This window comes from Mesorhizobium sp. M0664 (assembly GCF_040320565.1).
Classification (GTDB): Bacteria; Pseudomonadota; Alphaproteobacteria; order Rhizobiales; family Rhizobiaceae; genus Mesorhizobium.
On sequence record NZ_JAMYPW010000001.1, the window covers coordinates 471185 to 489915 of the forward strand.

General features: G+C 63.2%; 15 protein-coding genes and 1 pseudogene. 7 read left to right on the top strand and 9 right to left on the bottom strand.

Going from position 1 to position 18731, the window contains the following annotated elements:
* The first annotated feature begins 70 nt into the window (after positions 1–70).
* Positions 71–1237 (top strand): pyridoxal phosphate-dependent aminotransferase, encoded by a 1167-nt coding sequence (locus NKI39_RS02100; RefSeq protein WP_352501716.1) that lies wholly within the window; start codon positions 71–73, stop codon positions 1235–1237.
* Positions 1238–1349: 112 nt separating this feature from the next.
* Here NKI39_RS02100 and hemA read toward each other — a convergent pair whose 3' ends face one another.
* Positions 1350–2627, bottom strand: a complete 1278-nt coding sequence (gene hemA, locus NKI39_RS02105) for a 5-aminolevulinate synthase (protein WP_352830503.1) — start codon at positions 2625–2627, stop codon at positions 1350–1352.
* A gap of 265 nt (positions 2628–2892) precedes the next feature.
* Between hemA and galE the strand changes: the two genes are divergently transcribed.
* Together galE and NKI39_RS02115 are read left to right on the top strand one after the other, a co-directional pair.
* Complete coding sequence (gene galE, locus NKI39_RS02110; RefSeq protein ID WP_352488244.1) at positions 2893–3888, top strand: UDP-glucose 4-epimerase GalE; 996 nt, start codon at positions 2893–2895, stop codon at positions 3886–3888.
* 43 nt (positions 3889–3931) lie between these two features.
* The gene (locus tag NKI39_RS02115; RefSeq protein WP_352501717.1) at positions 3932–5182 is read left to right on the top strand and encodes a D-amino acid dehydrogenase; all 1251 of its coding nucleotides are present in this window, start codon (positions 3932–3934) and stop codon (positions 5180–5182) included.
* Between the two features lie 36 nt (positions 5183–5218).
* On the opposite strand, the gene NKI39_RS02120 is transcribed toward NKI39_RS02115, so the two are convergent.
* From NKI39_RS02120 to NKI39_RS02150, 7 genes are all read right to left on the bottom strand, one after another.
* Entirely contained in the window at positions 5219–6589 is a 1371-nt protein-coding gene (locus NKI39_RS02120; protein ID WP_352501718.1) for an FGGY-family carbohydrate kinase, read from the bottom strand.
* Complete coding sequence (gene rhaM / locus NKI39_RS02125) at positions 6586–6903, bottom strand: L-rhamnose mutarotase (protein ID WP_352470130.1); 318 nt, start codon at positions 6901–6903, stop codon at positions 6586–6588. Before rhaM ends, NKI39_RS02120 begins: the two co-directional genes overlap by 4 nt.
* Positions 6903–7904, bottom strand: a complete 1002-nt coding sequence (locus NKI39_RS02130; protein WP_352501719.1) for an ABC transporter permease — start codon at positions 7902–7904, stop codon at positions 6903–6905. Before NKI39_RS02130 ends, rhaM begins: the two co-directional genes overlap by 1 nt.
* Positions 7901–8878, bottom strand: a complete 978-nt coding sequence (locus NKI39_RS02135) for an ABC transporter permease (RefSeq protein WP_352501720.1) — start codon at positions 8876–8878, stop codon at positions 7901–7903. The genes NKI39_RS02130 and NKI39_RS02135 overlap by 4 nt, the downstream gene beginning before the upstream one ends.
* Entirely contained in the window at positions 8875–10416 is a 1542-nt protein-coding gene (locus NKI39_RS02140; protein WP_352830509.1) for a sugar ABC transporter ATP-binding protein, read from the bottom strand. The genes NKI39_RS02135 and NKI39_RS02140 overlap by 4 nt, the downstream gene beginning before the upstream one ends.
* Before the next feature lie 83 nt (positions 10417–10499).
* On the bottom strand, positions 10500–11495 hold the full coding sequence (gene rhaS, locus NKI39_RS02145; RefSeq protein WP_352448664.1) for a rhamnose ABC transporter substrate-binding protein: 996 nt from the start codon (positions 11493–11495) through the stop codon (positions 10500–10502).
* Positions 11496–11550: 55 nt separating this feature from the next.
* Positions 11551–12360, bottom strand: a complete 810-nt coding sequence (locus tag NKI39_RS02150) for a DeoR/GlpR family DNA-binding transcription regulator (RefSeq protein WP_352488252.1) — start codon at positions 12358–12360, stop codon at positions 11551–11553.
* Positions 12361–12547: 187 nt separating this feature from the next.
* Here NKI39_RS02150 and NKI39_RS02155 point away from each other — a divergent pair, with 187 nt between their 5' ends.
* Both NKI39_RS02155 and rhaI read left to right on the top strand, forming a co-directional pair.
* Positions 12548–14650 carry a bifunctional rhamnulose-1-phosphate aldolase/short-chain dehydrogenase gene (locus tag NKI39_RS02155; RefSeq protein ID WP_352501722.1) on the top strand — a complete coding sequence of 701 codons (2103 nt, stop codon included), beginning with the start codon at positions 12548–12550 and terminating at the stop codon, positions 14648–14650.
* 125 nt (positions 14651–14775) lie between these two features.
* On the top strand, positions 14776–16068 hold the full coding sequence (gene rhaI / locus NKI39_RS02160; protein WP_352470137.1) for an L-rhamnose catabolism isomerase: 1293 nt from the start codon (positions 14776–14778) through the stop codon (positions 16066–16068).
* Positions 16069–16135: 67 nt separating this feature from the next.
* On the opposite strand, the gene NKI39_RS02165 is transcribed toward rhaI, so the two are convergent.
* Positions 16136–16381 (bottom strand): hypothetical protein, encoded by a 246-nt coding sequence (locus NKI39_RS02165; protein ID WP_352501723.1) that lies wholly within the window; start codon positions 16379–16381, stop codon positions 16136–16138.
* Positions 16382–16433: 52 nt separating this feature from the next.
* Here NKI39_RS02165 and NKI39_RS02170 point away from each other — a divergent pair.
* Together NKI39_RS02170 and ggt are read left to right on the top strand one after the other, a co-directional pair.
* Positions 16434–16574 (top strand): annotated as a pseudogene (locus NKI39_RS02170) (sugar isomerase); the annotation flags it as partial.
* Between the two features lie 379 nt (positions 16575–16953).
* Positions 16954–18690 (top strand): gamma-glutamyltransferase, encoded by a 1737-nt coding sequence (ggt, locus tag NKI39_RS02175; RefSeq protein ID WP_352501724.1) that lies wholly within the window; start codon positions 16954–16956, stop codon positions 18688–18690.
* Positions 18691–18731: the final 41 nt, after the last annotated feature.

Below are 18731 nucleotides of genomic sequence, written 5' to 3' on the forward strand. Positions count from 1 at the left end.
GGCCGGGGTTTTCTGTTTTCGTCCGCCCTGAAACACGCTAGCAGTCGAGCAAACGAAAACGGACCCATCCATGACCCTGATCGATACTCTGCGCGCCGAAGCGCGGGCGGCGCCTGAAAGCGGCATTGTCGCCGTCATGAACCGCGGCCGCGGCCGCGACGGCATGATCCCGCTCTGGGCCGGCGAGGGCGACCTGCCGACGCCTGCCTTCATCACCGATGCAGCCGCCAAGGCACTCGCCGGCGGCGAGACCTTCTACACCTGGCAGCGGGGCATTCCCGAACTCAGGCAGGCGCTCGCCCGCTACTACACCAGGCATTTCGGCAAGACTTTCGCCAACGAGGAATTCATCGTCACCGGCTCCGGCATGCATGCCATCCAGATGGCCATCGATGCGCTGGCCGGCAAGGGCGACGAACTCGTCTACCTGTCGCCGGCATGGCCGAACTTCGCCGCCGCCGCCGGCATCGCGGGCGCCGTTCCAGTCGCGGTCACGCTCGATCAGTCGGGCAATGGCTGGTCCTGCGATGTCGACAAGATCGCAGCGGCGATCACGCCACGGACCAAGGCGCTGTTCGTCAACACGCCGTCCAACCCGACCGGCTGGACCGCCGACAAGGAGACGCTGCAGGCGATCCTCGATCTCGCCCGCGAAAGGGGCCTGTGGATCATCGCCGACGAGATCTACTCGCTGTTTCATTACGGCGATAGTCGCGCGCCGTCCTTCATCGACATCATGGCCGATGAGGATCGCATCTTGTTCGTCAATTCCTTTTCCAAGAACTGGGCGATGACCGGCTGGCGCATCGGCTGGATCAAGATCCATCCCGCCTTGCAGCAGGTGTTCGAGAACCTGGTCCAGTATTCGACTTCCGGCGTTGCGCAGTTCATGCAGCGCGGCGCCGTCGTTGCCCTCGATGAGGGCGACGCCTTCATCGTCGAGCAGGTGGAGCGGGCGAGGGCGGCGCGCGACCTGGTGTGCGGCATTCTCGCCGAAACCGGCAGGGCGCGGTTCACCGTGCCGCAGGGCGCATTCTATCTGTTCTTCGCGGTCGACGGCATCACCGATTCCCGCGCCGCGGCCTTCGACATGGTCGACCGCGCCAATGTCGGCCTAGCTCCCGGCACCGCCTTCGGCCCCGGCGGCGAATCCTTTCTCAGGCTATGCTTCCACCGCCGTCTCGACCAGCTCGAGGAAGCCGCGCACCGGCTGGCGAAATGGATGAAGAATATGTGAGCTGCCTCGAAGGGTTTCGAGAACCGGAGCGCAGCGGACATTTGGGTCCGTGAGCACCGGAAGCGCAGAAAGCCGCGTCAGATGGCCGCCGGAGTAGAGTTTCAAACGGGCTTCAGCCGCCCGACTTCGGCACCAGCAACGGAATGACGCGATCGCTCTTGGCGACCGACGGTCGGCCCGCCGAACCGTAGGGAATCCCCAACGCATCCCATGTCTCGACTAGCGCGTCCTGCAGGGACGCAATCAACGCGTCCGAATGGAACGGTGTAGGCGTGATGCGCAGCCGCTCGGTGCCGCGCGGCACTGTCGGGTAGTTGATCGGCTGGATGTAGATGCCGTGCACACCGAGCAGGCGGTCGCTGGCCATCTTGCAGAGCTCGGGATCGCCGACCAGAAGGGGCACGATGTGGGTAGGCGACTCCATCACCGGCAGGCCGGCCGCGGCCAGCACTTGCTTGGTCCGTGTCGCCTGACGCAGCTGCGCATCGCGCTCGGCCTGCGAGCGCTTGAGATGGCGGATCGAGGTGGTTGCCGCGGCAGCGATCGCCGGCGGCAACGCCGTGGTGAAGATGAAGCCCGGCGCATAGGAGCGCACCGCGTCGATCACGGCGCTGGTGCCGGCGATGTAGCCGCCAAGCGTGCCGAACGCCTTGGCCAGCGTGCCCTCGATGATGTCGATGCGGTCGGCCAGCCCTTCGCGCTCGGTGATGCCGCCGCCGCGCGGCCCGTACATGCCGACGGCGTGGACCTCGTCGATGTAGGTCATGGCGTTGTAGCGCTCGGCGAGTTCGACGATCTGCTTGATCGGCGCGATGTCGCCGTCCATCGAATAGACGCTCTCGAAGACAATCAGCTTGGCGCGCTCGCGGCCGGCCGTCTGCAGCAGGCTTTCGAGATGCGCGACGTCGTTATGGCGGAAGATCTTCTTCTCGGCGCCCGAGCGCCGCACGCCCTCGATCATCGAAGCGTGGTTGAGCTCGTCCGAGATGATCAGGCAATTGGGAAGCAGCTTTGCAATGGACGAGATCGACGCCTCGTTGGAAACGAAGCCGGAGGTGAAAACCAGTGCCGCTTCCTTGTCGTGCAGGTCGGCAAGCTCCAGTTCGAGCTCGACCAGCGGGTTGCTGGTGCCGGAGATGTTGCGGGTGCCGCCGGCCCCCGACCCCATCTTGCCTGCCGCCTTCTGGAACGCGGCAATGACGTCGGGATGCTGGCCCATGCCGAGATAGTCGTTGGAGCACCAGACGGTGATTTCCTCGGCGCGGCCATTGGCCCGCCAGATGGCGCGCGGGAATTTCCCGACGATACGCTCAAGGTCGGCGAAGACGCGGTAGCGACGCTCCGCATGGAGCTGGTCGATCGCTTCCTCGAAAAACCGCTGATAGTTCATGTCGCCTTCCCAGTTTTGCGCGGGATCATAGTCATTGGCCCATTCGTCGTCCACCTGGCCTTTTTGGTCAAAATGCCACGCCCCGAGCCTGTTCCTAACGACCACGGAACGTGGCCTATTCCCTTGATGTGGATCAATCTTGTTTCAGGACAATGCCACGCGCCGATGAGACTGGTTACCGCAGGTTTTAATGGCCTGGCGGCGGATTTTCCAGTACGGCGACGATTGAGACAGTTCCGATAAATCATGAATAGCGAGGATGCGGATGACGGTTTTGGTGACAGGCGGTGCCGGCTATATCGGTAGCCATATGGTCTGGGAATTGCTGGACACGGGCGACAGCGTCGTCGTCCTCGACCGGCTTTCTACCGGCTTTGAATGGGCGGTGGCCCCGGAAGCAAAGCTCGTCGTCGGCGACGTCGCCGACAGGGAACTGGTCGCTTCGATCATTCGCGACAATAAGATCGACGCGATCATCCATTTCGCCGGCTCGATCGTGGTCCCCGAATCGGTCGCTGACCCGCTTGCCTATTACGAGAACAATACCTGCAAGACGCGCACCTTGATCGAGACTGCGGTGCGCGAAGGCGTGCCCAATTTTATCTTTTCCTCGACCGCCGCCGTCTATGGCGGCGCCGGCCTGGAGCCGGTGCGCGAGGATGCCCGGCTTGCGCCGGAATCGCCCTATGGCCTGTCCAAGCTGATGAGCGAATGGATGCTGCGCGACGCGGCAAGTGCCCATGGGTTGCGCTATACGGCGCTGCGCTATTTCAACGTCGCCGGCGCCGATCCGAAGGGCCGCACCGGCCAGTCGACGCCCGGTGCCACGCATCTGATCAAGGTCGCCTGCGAGACGGCGCTCGGCAAGCGCCCCTTCATGCAGGTGTTCGGCACCGACTATCCGACGCCGGACGGCACCTGCATGCGCGACTATATCCACGTCAGCGACCTGGCGGCGGCGCATCGGCTGGCGCTTCAGCGGCTGCGTGCCGGCGGATCGAGCCTGGTCGCCAATTGTGGTTACAGCCACGGCTATTCGGTGCTCGAGGTCATCGACAGCGTCCGTCGCGTCTTCGGCCATGATTTCGACGTACGGATGGGCGATCGCCGCGCCGGCGACGCCGCCGCGGTCGTCGCCAATTCGGAGCTGGCGCGCGGCGAGCTCGGCTGGACCCCGCAGCGCGACAACCTTGACCAGATCGTTGCCGATGCGCTTGCCTGGGAGCGCATCCTGACCAGCAAGAATTCGGCTCTGGGGTGAAGTGGGCTCTCCGCAAAGGTTGGTTCAGCGCGCTGGGGGCGGAATGAAAATCCTGGTGCTTGGGGCCGGCGTCGTCGGTACGGCGGCGGCCTTTTATCTGGCCAGCGACGGCCATGAGGTGACGGTGATCGAGCGCCATCCGGCGGCGGCACGCGGCACCAGCCGGTCGAATGCCGGCCTGGTGTCGCCCGGGGATGCCACCGCCTGGGCCTCGCCCGCCGCGCTGAAGACGTTCTTGCGCGGCCTCTACAACCACGATCTCGGCATCAAGGTGCGGCTGCGCTTCGATCCGTATTTTTTCGCCTGGAGCCTGCGCTTCCTGCGCCAGTGCACGCATAAGCGCATGCGCGCCAACACCGACGTCAAGCTGCGTCTGGCGCTCTATTCGCGCGACTGCATCAACGCCGTCTCCGCCGAAACCGGCATCCACTATGACGAGCGCAAGAAAGGCATTCTGTATTTCTTCCGCTCGCAGCAGAGCTTTGATACCGGCACCGACAATTATCGTTATCTCGGCGAACACGGCCTGCCGATCGAGATCGTCGGCCGCGACCGGCTGGTCGAGCTCGAGCCCGGCCTTGCCGGCGCCAAGGACAAGATAGCCGGCGGCGTCTATTCGCCGATCGACCAGACCGGCGACTCCAGCCAATTCACGCAGAACCTCGCTGCCTATGCCGCCGAGAAACTCGGCGTCCAATTCCTCTACGGCACCACGGTCGAAGGCCTCGACATCGACGGCGACCGGGTGCGCGCCGTGATGACCTCGGCCGGCCCGGTGGCGGGTGACGCAGTGGTCATTTCCATGGGGCCGGAGAGCGGTCTGCTCGGCCGCCGCTACGGCATCGATCTGCCCGTGTATCCCGTGAAGGGCTATACCGTGACTGTTCCGCTGGAAGATGAAAGCAAGGGGCCGATCATGGGTGGCGCCGACGAGGACCGGCTGATCGGCTATTCCAGGCTGGGAAATCGGCTGCGGATGTCCTCGACGGCGGAGTTCACCGGGTTCGACCGCACGTTCAAGCCACGCGATTTCAACTCGATCCTGAACACCGGCAAGGACCTGTTCCCCGGCGCTTTCGACGAGAGCAAGGCCGAGGTCTGGGCTGGACTTCGCCCGATGATGCCGAACTCCGTGCCGGTCATCGGCCGGGCGCGGTACGACAATCTCTACCTCGACACCGGCCACGGTCATCTCGGCTGGACCATGGCCTGCGGCTCGGGAAAGTTCCTTGCCGACATAGTTGCCGGCCGCAAGCCGGAGATCGATCCGCAAGGATTGCTCTATGCGGGCTAGGCATCTCCGGGCATCAGGGCGGCATGAGCTCGGCGGTCAGGCTCGTTCGTCGACCGTTGAACGCCAGGAGCGCACGTAACTTGTCCAGAGTGGATCGGCCGACGGTTCGGTCCTTTCGCCTCTGCCTTGCGGTGTCCCCTGGTCCGACGCCAGCAAGGCGGCGCCGATACTGGTGCCGGTGGCGGCCTCGGAGGCGATGACGCCACGCGCCGTCGCCGCAGCCAGCATGCGGGTGAACAGCCGGTTGCGGGCGAAGGGTCCTTCGACGATGGTTGGACCGTCCGCGCCGATCAGGTCGAGGCAGGTCGCGGTCATCAGCGCCAGGTAGAACGAGATGGTGACAAAGCGCTGGCCGACGCTCATACCGTCCGCGTTAAGCCATGATGCGGTATGATGCGGAAACGGGCCCGAACCCTGTTGGGTCGAGGGCAATAGGGACGTCTTGCGCGCCAGCACCGTGGCAACATCGTCTTCCGTCCAGTTCTCCGATTGGCCCTCGGTCAGCACGGAAAACTCGCGGCCACCCATGAAGCGCGCCGACGGCACGGGATCGCCGAGCGCGTTGACATTGACCAGCGTATCGCAGGCCGGGTCGAGCGCGATCTTGTTGCCGCCAACCGCCATCGACACCACCCAGGTGCCGGTCGAGACCACGGAGAAAGGCGGTCGGTCGGACAGGAGATGTGGCAGCAGCGAGGCGTTGGAATCGTGCAGGCCGCAAAACACCGGCGTTTGCGGGTCGAGCCCGGTCCGTGTCGCAAGCGCGGGCAGGATCGGGCCCAAGCGGTCCTTGGCCTGCCGCACCGGCGCCATTAGCCGGCGCCATTGCAGCCGGTCGACCAGCGACGAAAAATCCGCTTTCCACGGGTTCCACAGATCGGTGTGGCAGCCGAGCGAAGTCACCTCGCTGGCGGCGACGCCGGTCAGGCGCAAGGCCCAGTATTGCGGATACATCAGGATCGCGGCGGTTCTGGCGAAATCCGCCGGAAAGCGCTTCTGCTGCCAGAACAGCTGCGTGCCGAGATTGAGGCCGGCCGGCAGGCGCGGCGTGCCGGTCTCGGAGAACGCCGGACGGATCGTGTCATAGTCCCCGGCAAGGGCATCCGGACCGTCGAATTCGTAGTCGAGCACCGGCAGCGCCAGCTCGCCTGATGCGTCGACCAGCACGGACGTTGCGCCATGGGTGGTGATCGATATCGCATCGATGCGCTGCTCGCAGTCGATCTCGGCCAGGCTGCCAAGGATAAACGCCCATAACCGCTCGACGTCATGGTGCGGGTATGGGCCTTGCCGAACCGGCTCGTTCACCATCCTGCGCAGCGTGACTTCGCTTGCTGCGGCAAGATCGACCAGCGCCACCTTGGCGTTGGTCTTGCCGATATCGATGACGGCGACGTGGCGGGTCATTCCATATGGAACATTGTTTCCAGCGGCACCGCCACCGGCTCGTTGTTCGGCTTGGTCTCCATGATGTCCGCCATCTCGGCCCACCAACGCTGCATCACCGGATGCTTCGGCAATTCGTCCATGCCGTGGTCGTCACGGCGCCACAGCACGCCGAACAAGGTGTTGGTCTCTTCGTCGAGATGGATCGAGTAATCGGAGATACCGGCCTGCTTGAGCAGCGCGACCAGCGACGGCCAGATGTCGTCGTGGCGCTTCTTGTATTCGGCCTTCATGCCCGGATTGAGCTTCATCTTGAACGCGTATTTCTCCGGCATCAGGCAAAGCGCTCCCGCCGTACTCGCCGCCACAGGATCGGCAGCGCGATGACGATGATCAGCAGCAGGCCGATGAAGATCGACATAACAATCCCTGGCACATTGAGCAGGCCGAGGCCGAAGGTCACCAGCCCCATGATGAAGGCCGCGAGCACGACGCCCACTATGCTGCCGGCCCCGCCCAGGATGCTGACGCCACCAAGCACCACCATGGTGATGACTTCCAGCTCGTAGCCCTGTGCGATGGACGGCCGGGTCGAGCCGAGCCGCGATGTGATCAGCACCGAGGCGATGCCCGCCATCAGGCCGGTCAGGCAAAACAGGATGAATTTGATACGGCCGACGCGTACGCCGGAAAACTGCGCCGCGACCGGGTTGTTGCCGATGGCAAAGACCCGGCGGCCGAAGCTCGTCCGGTGCAGAAGGAACCAGTAGACGACTGCCGCGATCAGGAAAAGCGTCAGTTCGAACGACACCACCCACCAGACATAGCCCTGGCCGAAGAAGGCGAAGCTCGCGGGATAGCCCTTGTAGGCCTGGTCGCCGAGGATGATGAAGGCAATGCCGCGAAACAGGCTCATCGTGCCGATGGTGACGACGATCGACGGCAAGCCGAGCCTGGTGACGAGCAGTCCGTTGAAGGCGCCGCAGCCGAGCCCGACGACGAGGCCGATTGCCACCAGTTCAGGCGTGCCGGCGCCGGCCTGCACCGCCATGCCCATCATTGTTGACGCCAGCGCGATGATGGCGGCCACCGACAGGTCGATTTCGCCGGAGATGATCAGCAGCGCCATGGCCAGCGCGATCAGCGCCTTTTCGGTGAAGTTGAAGGTCAGGTCCGACAGCGACCATGGGTCGAGGAAATAGGGCGAGGCAAAACTGTTGATGGCAAAGATGGCGACCGCCACCGCGACGAGCAGCGCCTCCCAGGAGAAGACCGCCGCGGTGAACGGCTTGTCGAGCCGATCGGGAATGTGGCGTGGGGCAGGGGTATCGGTCATGCCGCTTCCGCCTTTTTGAGAATGATGCGGCCTTGCCGGCGTTCGCCGCGCGCGTTGAGCACCACGGCCAGGATGATGGCGCTGCCTGAAATCGCCATCTGCCAGAAGGGTGAGATGTTGATCACCGGCAGTGCGTTGGAGATGATGCCGAGGAACAGCGCGCCGAGCACCGCGCCGCCGACCGAGCCGATGCCGCCGGCGATCGAAATGCCGCCGATGACGCAGGCGGCGATGATATTGAGCTCATAGCCATTCGCGACCTCGACCGAGGCGATGACGTAGCGCGAGATCCACAGATAGCCACAGAGGCCGCCGATCATCCCCGAGATGCAGAAGACGATGAATTTCGTCCGTCCGACATCGATGCCGGCATAGACCGATGCGGTCGGGTTGACGCCAATGGCATAGATCGAGCGGCCGAGCGCGGTGCGCGTCATCACGAGGAAAAACAATGCAATGACCAGCAGGGCGATCCAGGACAGAACCGGAATGCCGAGGAAAGCCGCGCGCTGCAACCCGATGAACTCAGCGCTCATCTGGTCGGCGTTGACCCACGCGCCGCCTGAAATGACGAACGTGGCGCCGCGGTAGATGGTGAGGGTGCCGAGCGTTACCACGATCGAGGGAATGTTCAGCCGCCATACCAGCAGGCCGTTGATGGCGCCGAGCACCAGGCCGACCAGAAGTGCGATGACGATCAGCAGCGGGATCGGGATCGCCGGATGCGCGGCGTTCAGCATTGCCACCACCATGCCGGTGAAGCAGAGATTTGAAGCCATCGACAGGTCGATCGAGCGGGTCAGGATGACGACCATCTGGCCGAGCGCCAGGATCATCAGGATCGACGTGTCGTTGAACACCTGGCGCAGGTTGGCCGGATCGGCAAAACCTGGAAACCGCGTGGAGATCAGCCCGATCAGCACGGCGATTGCCGCCAGCAGCCAGACCTCGCGATGTTTGAGAAGAGCCTTCATGCCGCGATCCCCGCTGCCGTCCTGACCAAGGTTTCGGCGTCGAGCCCTTTATTGTCGTAGACCGCGGCAATGCGGCCCTCGCGCATAACCACGACGCGGTCCGACATGCCGAGGATTTCCGGCAATTCGGACGACACCATGATCACCGACAGGCCTTGCGCGACGAGCTCGGCCATGAAGCCGTGCACGGCCGCCTTCGAGCCGATGTCGATGCCCTTGGTCGGCTCGTCCAGGATGATCACCTTGGGCGCGGTCGCCAGCCATTTGGCGATGACGATCTTCTGCTGGTTGCCGCCCGACAGCGTGCCGACGTCCTGGCTGAGCGAGGAGGCGCGCAGATCGAGCCGCTCGGTGTAGGAGCGGGCCAGCGCGAACTCTTCGGCCAGCCGCAATATGCCGGACTTGGATGTCCGTTTGAGCGAGGGCAGCGAGACATTCTGGAAGATCGGCAGGCCGATCACCACGCCTTGCTTGCCGCGTTCCTCCGGCACATAGACGATGCCGGCGTCGATCGAATCCGCCGCCGATTTCGGCGCGATTGCCTTACCCTCCAGCGTGATCGTGCCGCCGCTGGTGCGGGTGATGCCTGATATCGCCTGCATCACCTCGCTGCGCCCGGCGCCGACAAGGCCGTAGAAGCCGAGGATTTCGCCCCTGTGCAGCTCGAAGCCTATGTCGTCGAACTCGGTCGGGTGCGACAGGCCGGAGACGGCCAGCACCGGCGCGCCGATCTCGGCCTTGCGCTGCGGAAAGATGTGATCGACCGAGCGGCCGACCATCATGCGCACGATCTGGCTCTGGCCGGCGTCCTTGATCAGGCCTTCGCCGACCATCTCGCCGTCGCGGAACACGGTATAGCGGTCGGCGATGCGGTAGATCTCATCGAATTTGTGGCTGATGAACAGGATCGCCTTGCCGTCGCTCTTGAGGAATTCGATCAGCAGGAAAAGCTCTTCGATCTCCTTCATCGAAAGCGCTGCCGTCGGCTCGTCCATGATGACGATCCGCGCGTCGATGGACATGGCGCGGGCAACCGCGACTAGGTGCTTGTTGGCAATGCCGAGGTCCTTCAGCCTGGCGTCGGCGTCGATATGGCCGGCGCCCATCGTGTCGAGCACCTCGCGGGCATTCTTGCGCATGGTGCGCCAGTCGATGGTTTTGAAACGCGTGCGCGGCGCATGGCCGAGGAAGATGTTTTCGGCCACCGTCAGGTCGTCGAACAGCACGGTTTCCTGGTGGATGGCGGTGATGCCGTGCCCGAACGCGGCGTGGGCGCTGGGCAGTGTGACCGGCTGGCCGTCGATGCTGATCGTGCCAGCATCCGGCTGGTAGATGCCGGTCATGATCTTGACCAGCGTCGACTTGCCGGCGCCGTTTTCGCCGATCAGCGCGGTTACCTGGCCGGGATAGAGCGACAGGCCGACATTGTGCAGCGCCCGCACGCCGGGAAAGCTTTTCGAGATGCCGGACAGCGTCAGGCGCGGTCCGGATGACAAAGGCGCTTCATGTGCCACTTCGTGCCGGGCTGTCGTGTCCATAATCGTATCAAGCCCTGTAGCAAGGTTCGTTTGAAAGCGCGGCGGGACCTGAGCCCCGCCGCACCGTTTCGAAGGTCCCAGGATCAATAGATCTTGGAGAACTTTTCGATGTTCGACTTGTCGAACTGGAAGGGCGGAGCCATCGCAGCCGAGTTGGTGTCGTCGAGCGTGACCTTGCCGACGCGGCCGATCGACAGCGTAGCACCGGGCTTGGCCTCTTCCTTCTTCACCGCCAGATCGTGGGCGAGGTAGACGGCGGAGTAGCCGAGGTCGATCGGGTTCCACAGCGCAACCGCCTGGCTGGCGCCATTGTCGATGAACTTTTTGAACTCCGACGGCAGCGCCAGGCCGGTGACGTTGACCTTGCCGATCAGGCCTTCATCGGTCACCACCTGCGCGGCGGCAACGACGCCGACCGTGGTCGGTGCGATGATCGCCTTGAGGTTCGGATAGGACTTCAGCAGGCCCTTGGCTTCGTCCGTGCTCTTGGCCGAGTCGTCGTCGCCATAGACGGTGGCGACGAGCTTGATCTTGGGGAACTTCTCCGGCAGCACCTTCTTGGCCGCGTCGATCCAGGCATTCTGGTTGGTCGCGGTCGAAGAAGCCGACAGGATGGCGACATCGCCGCCTTCCGGCAGGTAGTCGGCGGCCAGCTTGATGATGGTCTCGCCGATCAGGTTGGTATCGGAGGGGTTGAGGTGAAGCTGGCGTCCTTCCGGCGCGACGCCTGAATCCCACGAGATGACGGTAATGCCGCGCTGCATCGCCTTCTTCAGCACTGGCACCAGCGCGTCGGCGTCGTTCGCCGAAATGGCGATGGCATTGACCTTCTGGGCGATCAGCGAATTGACCACTTCGATCTGCGCTTCGGCGGTCGCCTTGGTCGGGCCGGTGTAGATGATGTCGACATCGCCGAGCTCCTTGGCCGCCTCTTCGGCGCCCTTGTTGGCGGCGTCGAAGAAGCCGTTGCCGAGCGACTTCACCACCAGCGCGATCTTGACGTTTTCGGCGTAGGCGGCATTCACGAACATGGCGGCGGAGAACGCCGCCGTAACCATCAGTTTCTTCAGAAAGCTCATCGAATATCCTCCCTTGAGCGTTGCATTCCATCGCCGCTGCGGGCGCGAGTGGTTCTCAGGCCTGCAGCGAAGATTCTTCCTTGTTGGTTGCCGTTGTGCGGGCGATGATCAGCGTCACGCCGGCGGTCTCCAGCATCTTGGCTTCGCGATCCTCGATGGCGTCGTCGGTGATCACCGTGGCGATGCGCGACAGGCCGCACAGGATCAGGCTCGAGCGTTTGCGGAACTTCGAGGAATCGACCAGCACCACCAATTCGTCTGCCTGGTCGATCAGTTTCTGCTCGGCCTGGATCAGCAGCGGGTCGCCTTCCATAAGACCGAGCGGCCCCAGCCCTTGCGCGCCCATGAACATGCGGCGCGCGTAGAAATTGCGCGTCACGTCATTGTCGAACGGCGACAGGATGATGTTCTGCTCGCGGTAGATGGTGCCGCCCGACAGCATCACCGTGTTCTTGGAGTGCCTGAGCAAGTGCTCCGCGATCGGGAAGGAATTGGTGAAGATCGGCATGCGGCGGCCGGTCAGGAAATGCACCATCTGGAAGGTGGTGGTGCCGCCATTGATGATGATCGGCTCGCCGTCCTTGCACAGTTCGACGGCTTCCCGCGCGATTGCCCGCTTCTGCGAAGCGTTGATGGTCTCGTTGACGGAAAAGGGCCGGCCGGCCAGGCCGATGAACTGCGGCGGCGAAAGCGCCTCGGCGCCGCCGCGCACCCGGCGCAGCCGTTTTTGCACATGCAATGCCGCGATGTCGCGCCGGATCGTCGCCTCCGACGACTCCGTCAGGTCGACCATCTCCTGCACCGTCACCACAGGCTTTTCCTGGACGGCGGACAGAATGATCCTGTGGCGCTCTTTCTCGTGCATGGTTCCTCCCTGCCGGAGCATCTAGTCACCCAAAGCGCGCAGTGTCAATCATTTCCGATCAGATAATTTCATTGTGCAATGCAATATGACTGATATTGATCGTTTGTGATTGACAAGGCCGCCGCTTGGGTAGAAATTCGTACAAAAGGGACCCGCGCCGTTTGCGTGTCCCAAAGGGAGAATACCTATGCTCGACAAGCGCTCCGGCACGCGCCTCGCCAATCTTTGGGATGACGCAAAAGCGCAAGCAATGAGCGAGCCCGAACGTCTGGTCTATCGCTCGAATGTTCTTGGCTCCGACAAGCGCGTCACCAATTATGGCGGCGGCAACACCTCCTCCAAGATCTGGCAAAACGATCCGCTCACCGGCGAGAGCGTGGAAGTGCTGTGGGTCAAGGGCTCGGGCGGCGACAGCGCCTCGATCAAGCTCGACGGCTTCGCCACGCTCTACATGGACAAATTGCGCGCGCTGAAAGGTCTCTATCGCGGCCTCGAACATGAAGACGAGATGGTCGGCTATCTGCCCCATTGCACCTTCAACCTCAACCCGCGCGCGGCTTCCATCGACACGCCGCTGCATGCCTTCGTGCCGAAGCCTTATGTCGACCATATGCATCCCGATGCCATCATCGCCATTGCCGCCGCCAAGGATTCGCAGGCGCTGACCAAGGAGATCTTCGGCGACACGATCGGCTGGCTGCCATGGAAACGTCCGGGCTTCGAGCTCGGCCTGTGGCTGGAGAAATTCTGCCGCGAAAACCCCGAAGCCAAGGGTGTCGTACTGGCCAGTCATGGCCTGTTCAGCTGGGGCGACACGCCGAAGGAATGCTACGAGACGACGATCTCGGTGATCAACCAGGCGATCGACTGGTTCGAGCGCAAGAGCCAGGGCAAGCCGATTTTCGGCGGCGAAGTCGTCAAATCCCTCGATGCGCCTGCGCGTCGCGCCGCGGCCGCAAAACTGATGCCGAGGATCCGTGGCCTGATCTCGGAGAACAGCCACAAGCTCGGCCATTTCGACGATTCCCCTGCCGTGCTCGAATTCGTCAATTCCAGGGATTTGCGGCCGCTGGCGGCACTCGGCACGTCCTGCCCGGACCACTTCCTGCGAACCAAGATCCGGCCGCTGGTCATCGAGTTCGACCCCCAAAATCCCGACGTCGATGCCGTCATTGCCCGTCTTGCCGATGATGTGGCGGAGTATCGCGTCGGCTATCAGGCCTATTATGACCGCTGCAAGCACGCGGATTCGCCACCGGTGCGCGATCCGAACGCCGTCGTCTATCTGATGCCCGGCGTTGGCATGTTCACCTTCGCCGGCGACAAGGCGACGGCGCGCATATCGGGCGAGTTCTACGTCAACGCCATCAACGTCATGCGCGGTGCCTCGACGGTCTCGACCTATGTCGGCCTGCCCGACCAGGAAGCCTTCGACATCGAATACTGGCTGCTCGAAGAGGCAAAGCTGCAGCGCCTGCCGAAACCAAAGGCTCTTGCCGGCCAGATTGCGCTGGTCACCGGCGGCGCCGGCGGCATTGGCCGGGCCACCGCCAACCGGCTGCTGCGCGAGGGCGCGTGCGTCGTGCTGGCCGATATCGACGAAGCAGCCCTTGCCGGCGCCAATGACGAGCTTGCCAAGGCCTATGGCAAGGATTTCGTGCGGCCCGTAGTCATCAACGTCACGTCCGAGGATCAGGTGATCTCCGGCTTTGCCGAAACGGCGGTCGAATTCGGCGGCATCGATATTCTGGTCTCCAATGCCGGCCTGGCCTCCTCGGCGCCGATCGAGGACACCACGCTGACGCTGTGGAACAAGAACATGGACATCCTGTCGACCGGCTATTTCCTGGTTTCGCGGGAGGCGTTCCGGCTGTTTCGGGCGCAGAAGATCGGCGGCAACGTCGTCTTCGTCGCCTCCAAGAATGGGCTTGCCGCATCGCCAAACGCCGCCGCCTATTGCACTGCCAAGGCCGCCGAAATCCATCTGGCACGCTGCCTGGCGCTGGAAGGCGCGGAAGCGCAGATCAGGGTCAATGTCGTCAACCCCGACGCCGTGCTGCGCGGCTCGAAGATCTGGAGCGGCGAATGGAAGGAACAGCGCGCCGCCGCCTACAAGATGTCGACCGACGATCTCGAGGAGCACTACCGCTCGCGTTCGATGCTGAAGCGGTCGGTGTTCCCCGAAGACATCGCCGAGGCGATCTATTTCTTCGCCTCCGATATGTCGGCCAAATCGACCGGCAACATCATCAACGTCGACGCCGGCAACGCACAGAGCTTTACGCGATAAGCAGTCGTTTGAGGGTTGGCGCCGACGCCGGAGCTTTACCCTTCTCCCCGTTACCATACGGGGAGAAGGTGCCGGCAGGCGGATGAGGGGCAGCGCCAACCGAACGCATTTGGGAGGAAACTTTAGTGTCCGAAACCATCATCTCCGCCGATGTTGTCGAGAAAGATAATGCCGCGCGCAACGCCAATCTCAAGCGCGACTACGAGTCCCTCGGCGAGCGCCTCGACCGCCGCGGCATCGCCATCGATGCCATCCGCGACAAGGTCGAGAAATTCGCCGTCGCCATCCCGTCCTGGGGCGTCGGCACCGGCGGCACCCGCTTTGCCCGCTTTCCCGGCGCCGGAGAGCCGCGTGACATTTTCGACAAGATCGAGGACTGCGCCGTCATCCGGCAATTGACGCAGGCGACGCCGACCGTCTCGCTGCATATTCCCTGGGACAAGGCCGATCCGAACCGGCTGAAGCAGGCGGCATCCCGCTTCGGCCTCGGCTTCGACGCCATCAACTCCAACACCTTCTCCGACGCCAGGGACCAAAAACTTTCCTATAAATTCGGCTCGCTGTCGCATGCCGATGCAGCGACACGCCGGCAGGCGGTCGAGCACAACCTCGAATGCATCGAGATCGGCAGGACGCTGGGCTCCAAAGCGCTGACGGTATGGATCGGTGACGGCTCGAACTTTCCCGGCCAGGTCAATTTCGCCAAGGCATTCGAGCGCTATCTCGACGCGATGAAGGAGATCTATGCCGGACTGCCGGACGGCTGGAAACTGTTCACCGAGCACAAGATGTACGAGCCGGCCTTCTATTCGACCGTCGTGCAGGATTGGGGCACCAACTACATCATCGCCAACGAGCTTGGCGACAAGGCGTTCTGTCTGGTCGACCTTGGCCATCACGCCCCCAACGTCAACATCGAGATGATCGTGTCGCGACTGATCCAGTTCAAGAAACTTGGCGGCTTCCATTTCAACGATTCGAAATATGGCGACGACGATCTCGACGCCGGCTCGATCGATCCCTACCGGCTGTTCCTCGTCTTCAATGAACTGGTCGATGCCGAGCTTGCCGGTGCCGAAGGTTTCGATCCGGCCCACATGCTCGACCAGAGCCATAACGTCACCGATCCGATAGAAAGCCTGATGTTGTCGGCGGTCGAGGTGCAGCGCGCCTATGCCCAGGCGCTGCTGGTCGACCGCAAGGCGCTCGAAGGCTTCCAGGACGCCAATGACGCGCTGATGGCGACGCAGACGCTGAAGACAGCCTATCGCACCGACGTCGAGCCTATCCTTGCCATGGCGCGGCTGAAGACCGGCGGCGCCATCGATCCGGTCGCCGCCTACCGCGCCGCGGGCTACCGGGCGAAGGTCGCAGCCGAACGGCCGGCGGTGGCGAGCGTCGGCGGTGGGATTGTTTGATATTGGCTGAAAAACGAAAACCCGCCTAAGGCGGGTCGTCGGTGCGAATCAATCGCGATTGTTGCGTTTATAAGCCCAGGCTTGGGCGGATCGCATTCCAGTCTTCCCAAGCATTCTCAAGCCTGATGTCATCATAGCCGCGCTTCTTCGCCACCTGCGCGGCGACGTCGTATGGCATCGCCATGCATGCGGCGCTGTCCCTGATCGCCACGACTTCGTCCTCAGTCAAAGGCGAGCCCTTTTGCTGTTCGCGATTGAGCAGAACCGCCACAAGCGATGGGATCGCTACCAAAACCAACTGCTCGTCGGTCACGTCGAATTCTGCTTCGGATCAGCCATGCTTGCGCCTGTACCATGCTCAGTGGCTGCGGCCTATCCTTGCCATGGCGCGGCTGAAGACCGGCGGCGCCATCGATCCGGTCGCCGCCTACCGCGCCGCCGGCTACCGGGCGAAGGTCGCAGCCGAACGGCCGGCGGTGGCGAGCGTCGGCGGCGGGATTGTTTGATGTTGAGGGTGAAAATGAAAACCCGCCTCGGGAGGGCGGGTCGTTGGAGCCAATTAGCACCACACGCAGATTAGTAGCATAGCTGCCGGCACAAAGCAAGAACAAAATTGCTGTAACGTGAAAATTCTGGGAGCCGCGATGAAGCGTGGCCTTGTTTCCAACGCTGCGGCGCTCAGAAGTAACGGCATGGATCCTAGGGTCTCCGCGACGCAGCGGAGACCCTAGGATCCATGCCGTTGCAGTCGCCGAAGATTGCAACGGCGGTTGCGAGGCGAACCGGCACAGGCGTGCGAACCCTCCCGATTCTTTCGATCTTCGCAGTAGACTCGACCTCCCCAAACCGCTTTCCTAGGCCCACCCCAAGCCTCGGAGAACGGCCATGCACAATTTCCGCCGGACGCTGATCGCCGTCAGCCTCTCCCTCACCTTGGCCTTTATCCCGTTCCTTGCCCTTGCCGCCTCGCCGCAGCCGGCGAAGGGCGAGCACGGCATGGTGGTGACCGCCCAGCATCTTGCGTCTGAGGTCGGCGTCGAGGTGCTGAAGCAGGGCGGCAACGCGGTCGATGCCGCGGTCGCCGTCGGCTATGCGCTGGCCGTGGTCTATCCGACCGCCGGCAATATCGGCGGTGGCGGCTTCATGACCATCCGCTTCAAGGACGGCCGCTCGACCTTCCTCGATTTTCGCGAGCGCGCGCCGCTGGCCGCGACCAAAACCATGTATCTCGACAAGGACGGCAAGCCGGTAAAAGGCGCCAGTCTCGACGGCTATCTGGCGGTCGGCGTGCCGGGCTCGGTCGCTGGTTTCGAGATGGCGCGGGAGAAATACGGCACGCTGTCGCGGCAGGGCTTGCTGGCGCCGGCCATCCGCTTTGCCACGGAAGGCTTCGTGCTGGAGCAGGGCGATGCGGCCTCGCTCCAGGGCGGCGCCGAGCGGTTGGCAAGGGACCCAGCGGCGGCGGCCATTTTCCTCAAGCCGGACGGCAAGCCCTATGCTGTCGGCGAGCGGCTTGTTCAGCCCGATCTCGCGGCTTCGCTGGCCGCCATTTCCGACCGCGGGGCGGATGCCTTCTACAAAGGCGCGACCGCCGACGCCATCGTCAAGGCGAGTGGCGAGAAGGGCGGCATTCTGGCCAGGGCTGATTTCGAAAGCTATGCGGTGCGCGAGCTCAAGCCGGTGACCTGCAATTATCGCGGCTACGAGATCATTTCCTCGCCGCCGCCGAGCTCCGGCGGCGTCATCATCTGCGAGATCCTCAACGTGCTTGAGTTCTATCCGTTGTCCTATCTCGGCGCCGGTTCGGCCGAGACGGTTCACGTCATGGTCGAGGCGATGCGCCACGCCTATGTCGACCGCAATTCGGCGCTCGGCGATCCCGGCTTCATCGACAATCCGGTCGCAAAACTGCTCGACAAGAATTACGCCAGGGAAATTCGTGAAAAGATCGATCCGTTCCGGGCCGGCGTCTCGCAGGAATTGATGCCGAAGGGTTTTGGCGAGAGCAAAGAGACGACGCATTTTTCGATCATCGACAATGATGGCAATGCCGTCGCGGTAACCTACACGCTGAACGGCTCTTTCGGCGCCGGCGTTGTCGCCGCCGGCACCGGCATCCTGCTCAACAACGAGATGGACGATTTCACCCAGAAACCCGGCGTGCCCAATCTCTATGGCCTCGTCCAGGGCGAGGCGAATGCGATTGCGCCGAAAAAGACGCCGCTGTCGTCGATGAGCCCGACCATCCTCGCCAAAGACGGCAAGCCGTTCATGGTCATCGGCAGCCCCGGCGGTTCACGCATCATCACCATCACGCTGGAGGCGATCGTCAACGTCGTCGACCACGGTATGAACATCCAGCAGGCCATCGACGCACCGCGCATCCATCACCAATGGTTGCCCGACACGGTCTATATCGAACCTTTCGGCCTGTCGCCCGATACCGAAAAGCTGCTTACCGGCATGGGCTACCGCCTCGATCTTGCCGACACGACCTGGGGCCAGGCGGCCGGCATCCTGGTCGGCGGCAAGAGCCTGGCGGAAATCGAGAAGGGTGGCGGCGCCCGCTACAATGGCGCCATCGACAGCCGCGCCGCAGCCGGCAAGGCTATCGGGTATTAGACCCCAAAAGTGGGAATCGGTTTTTCGGATAAGATCATGGT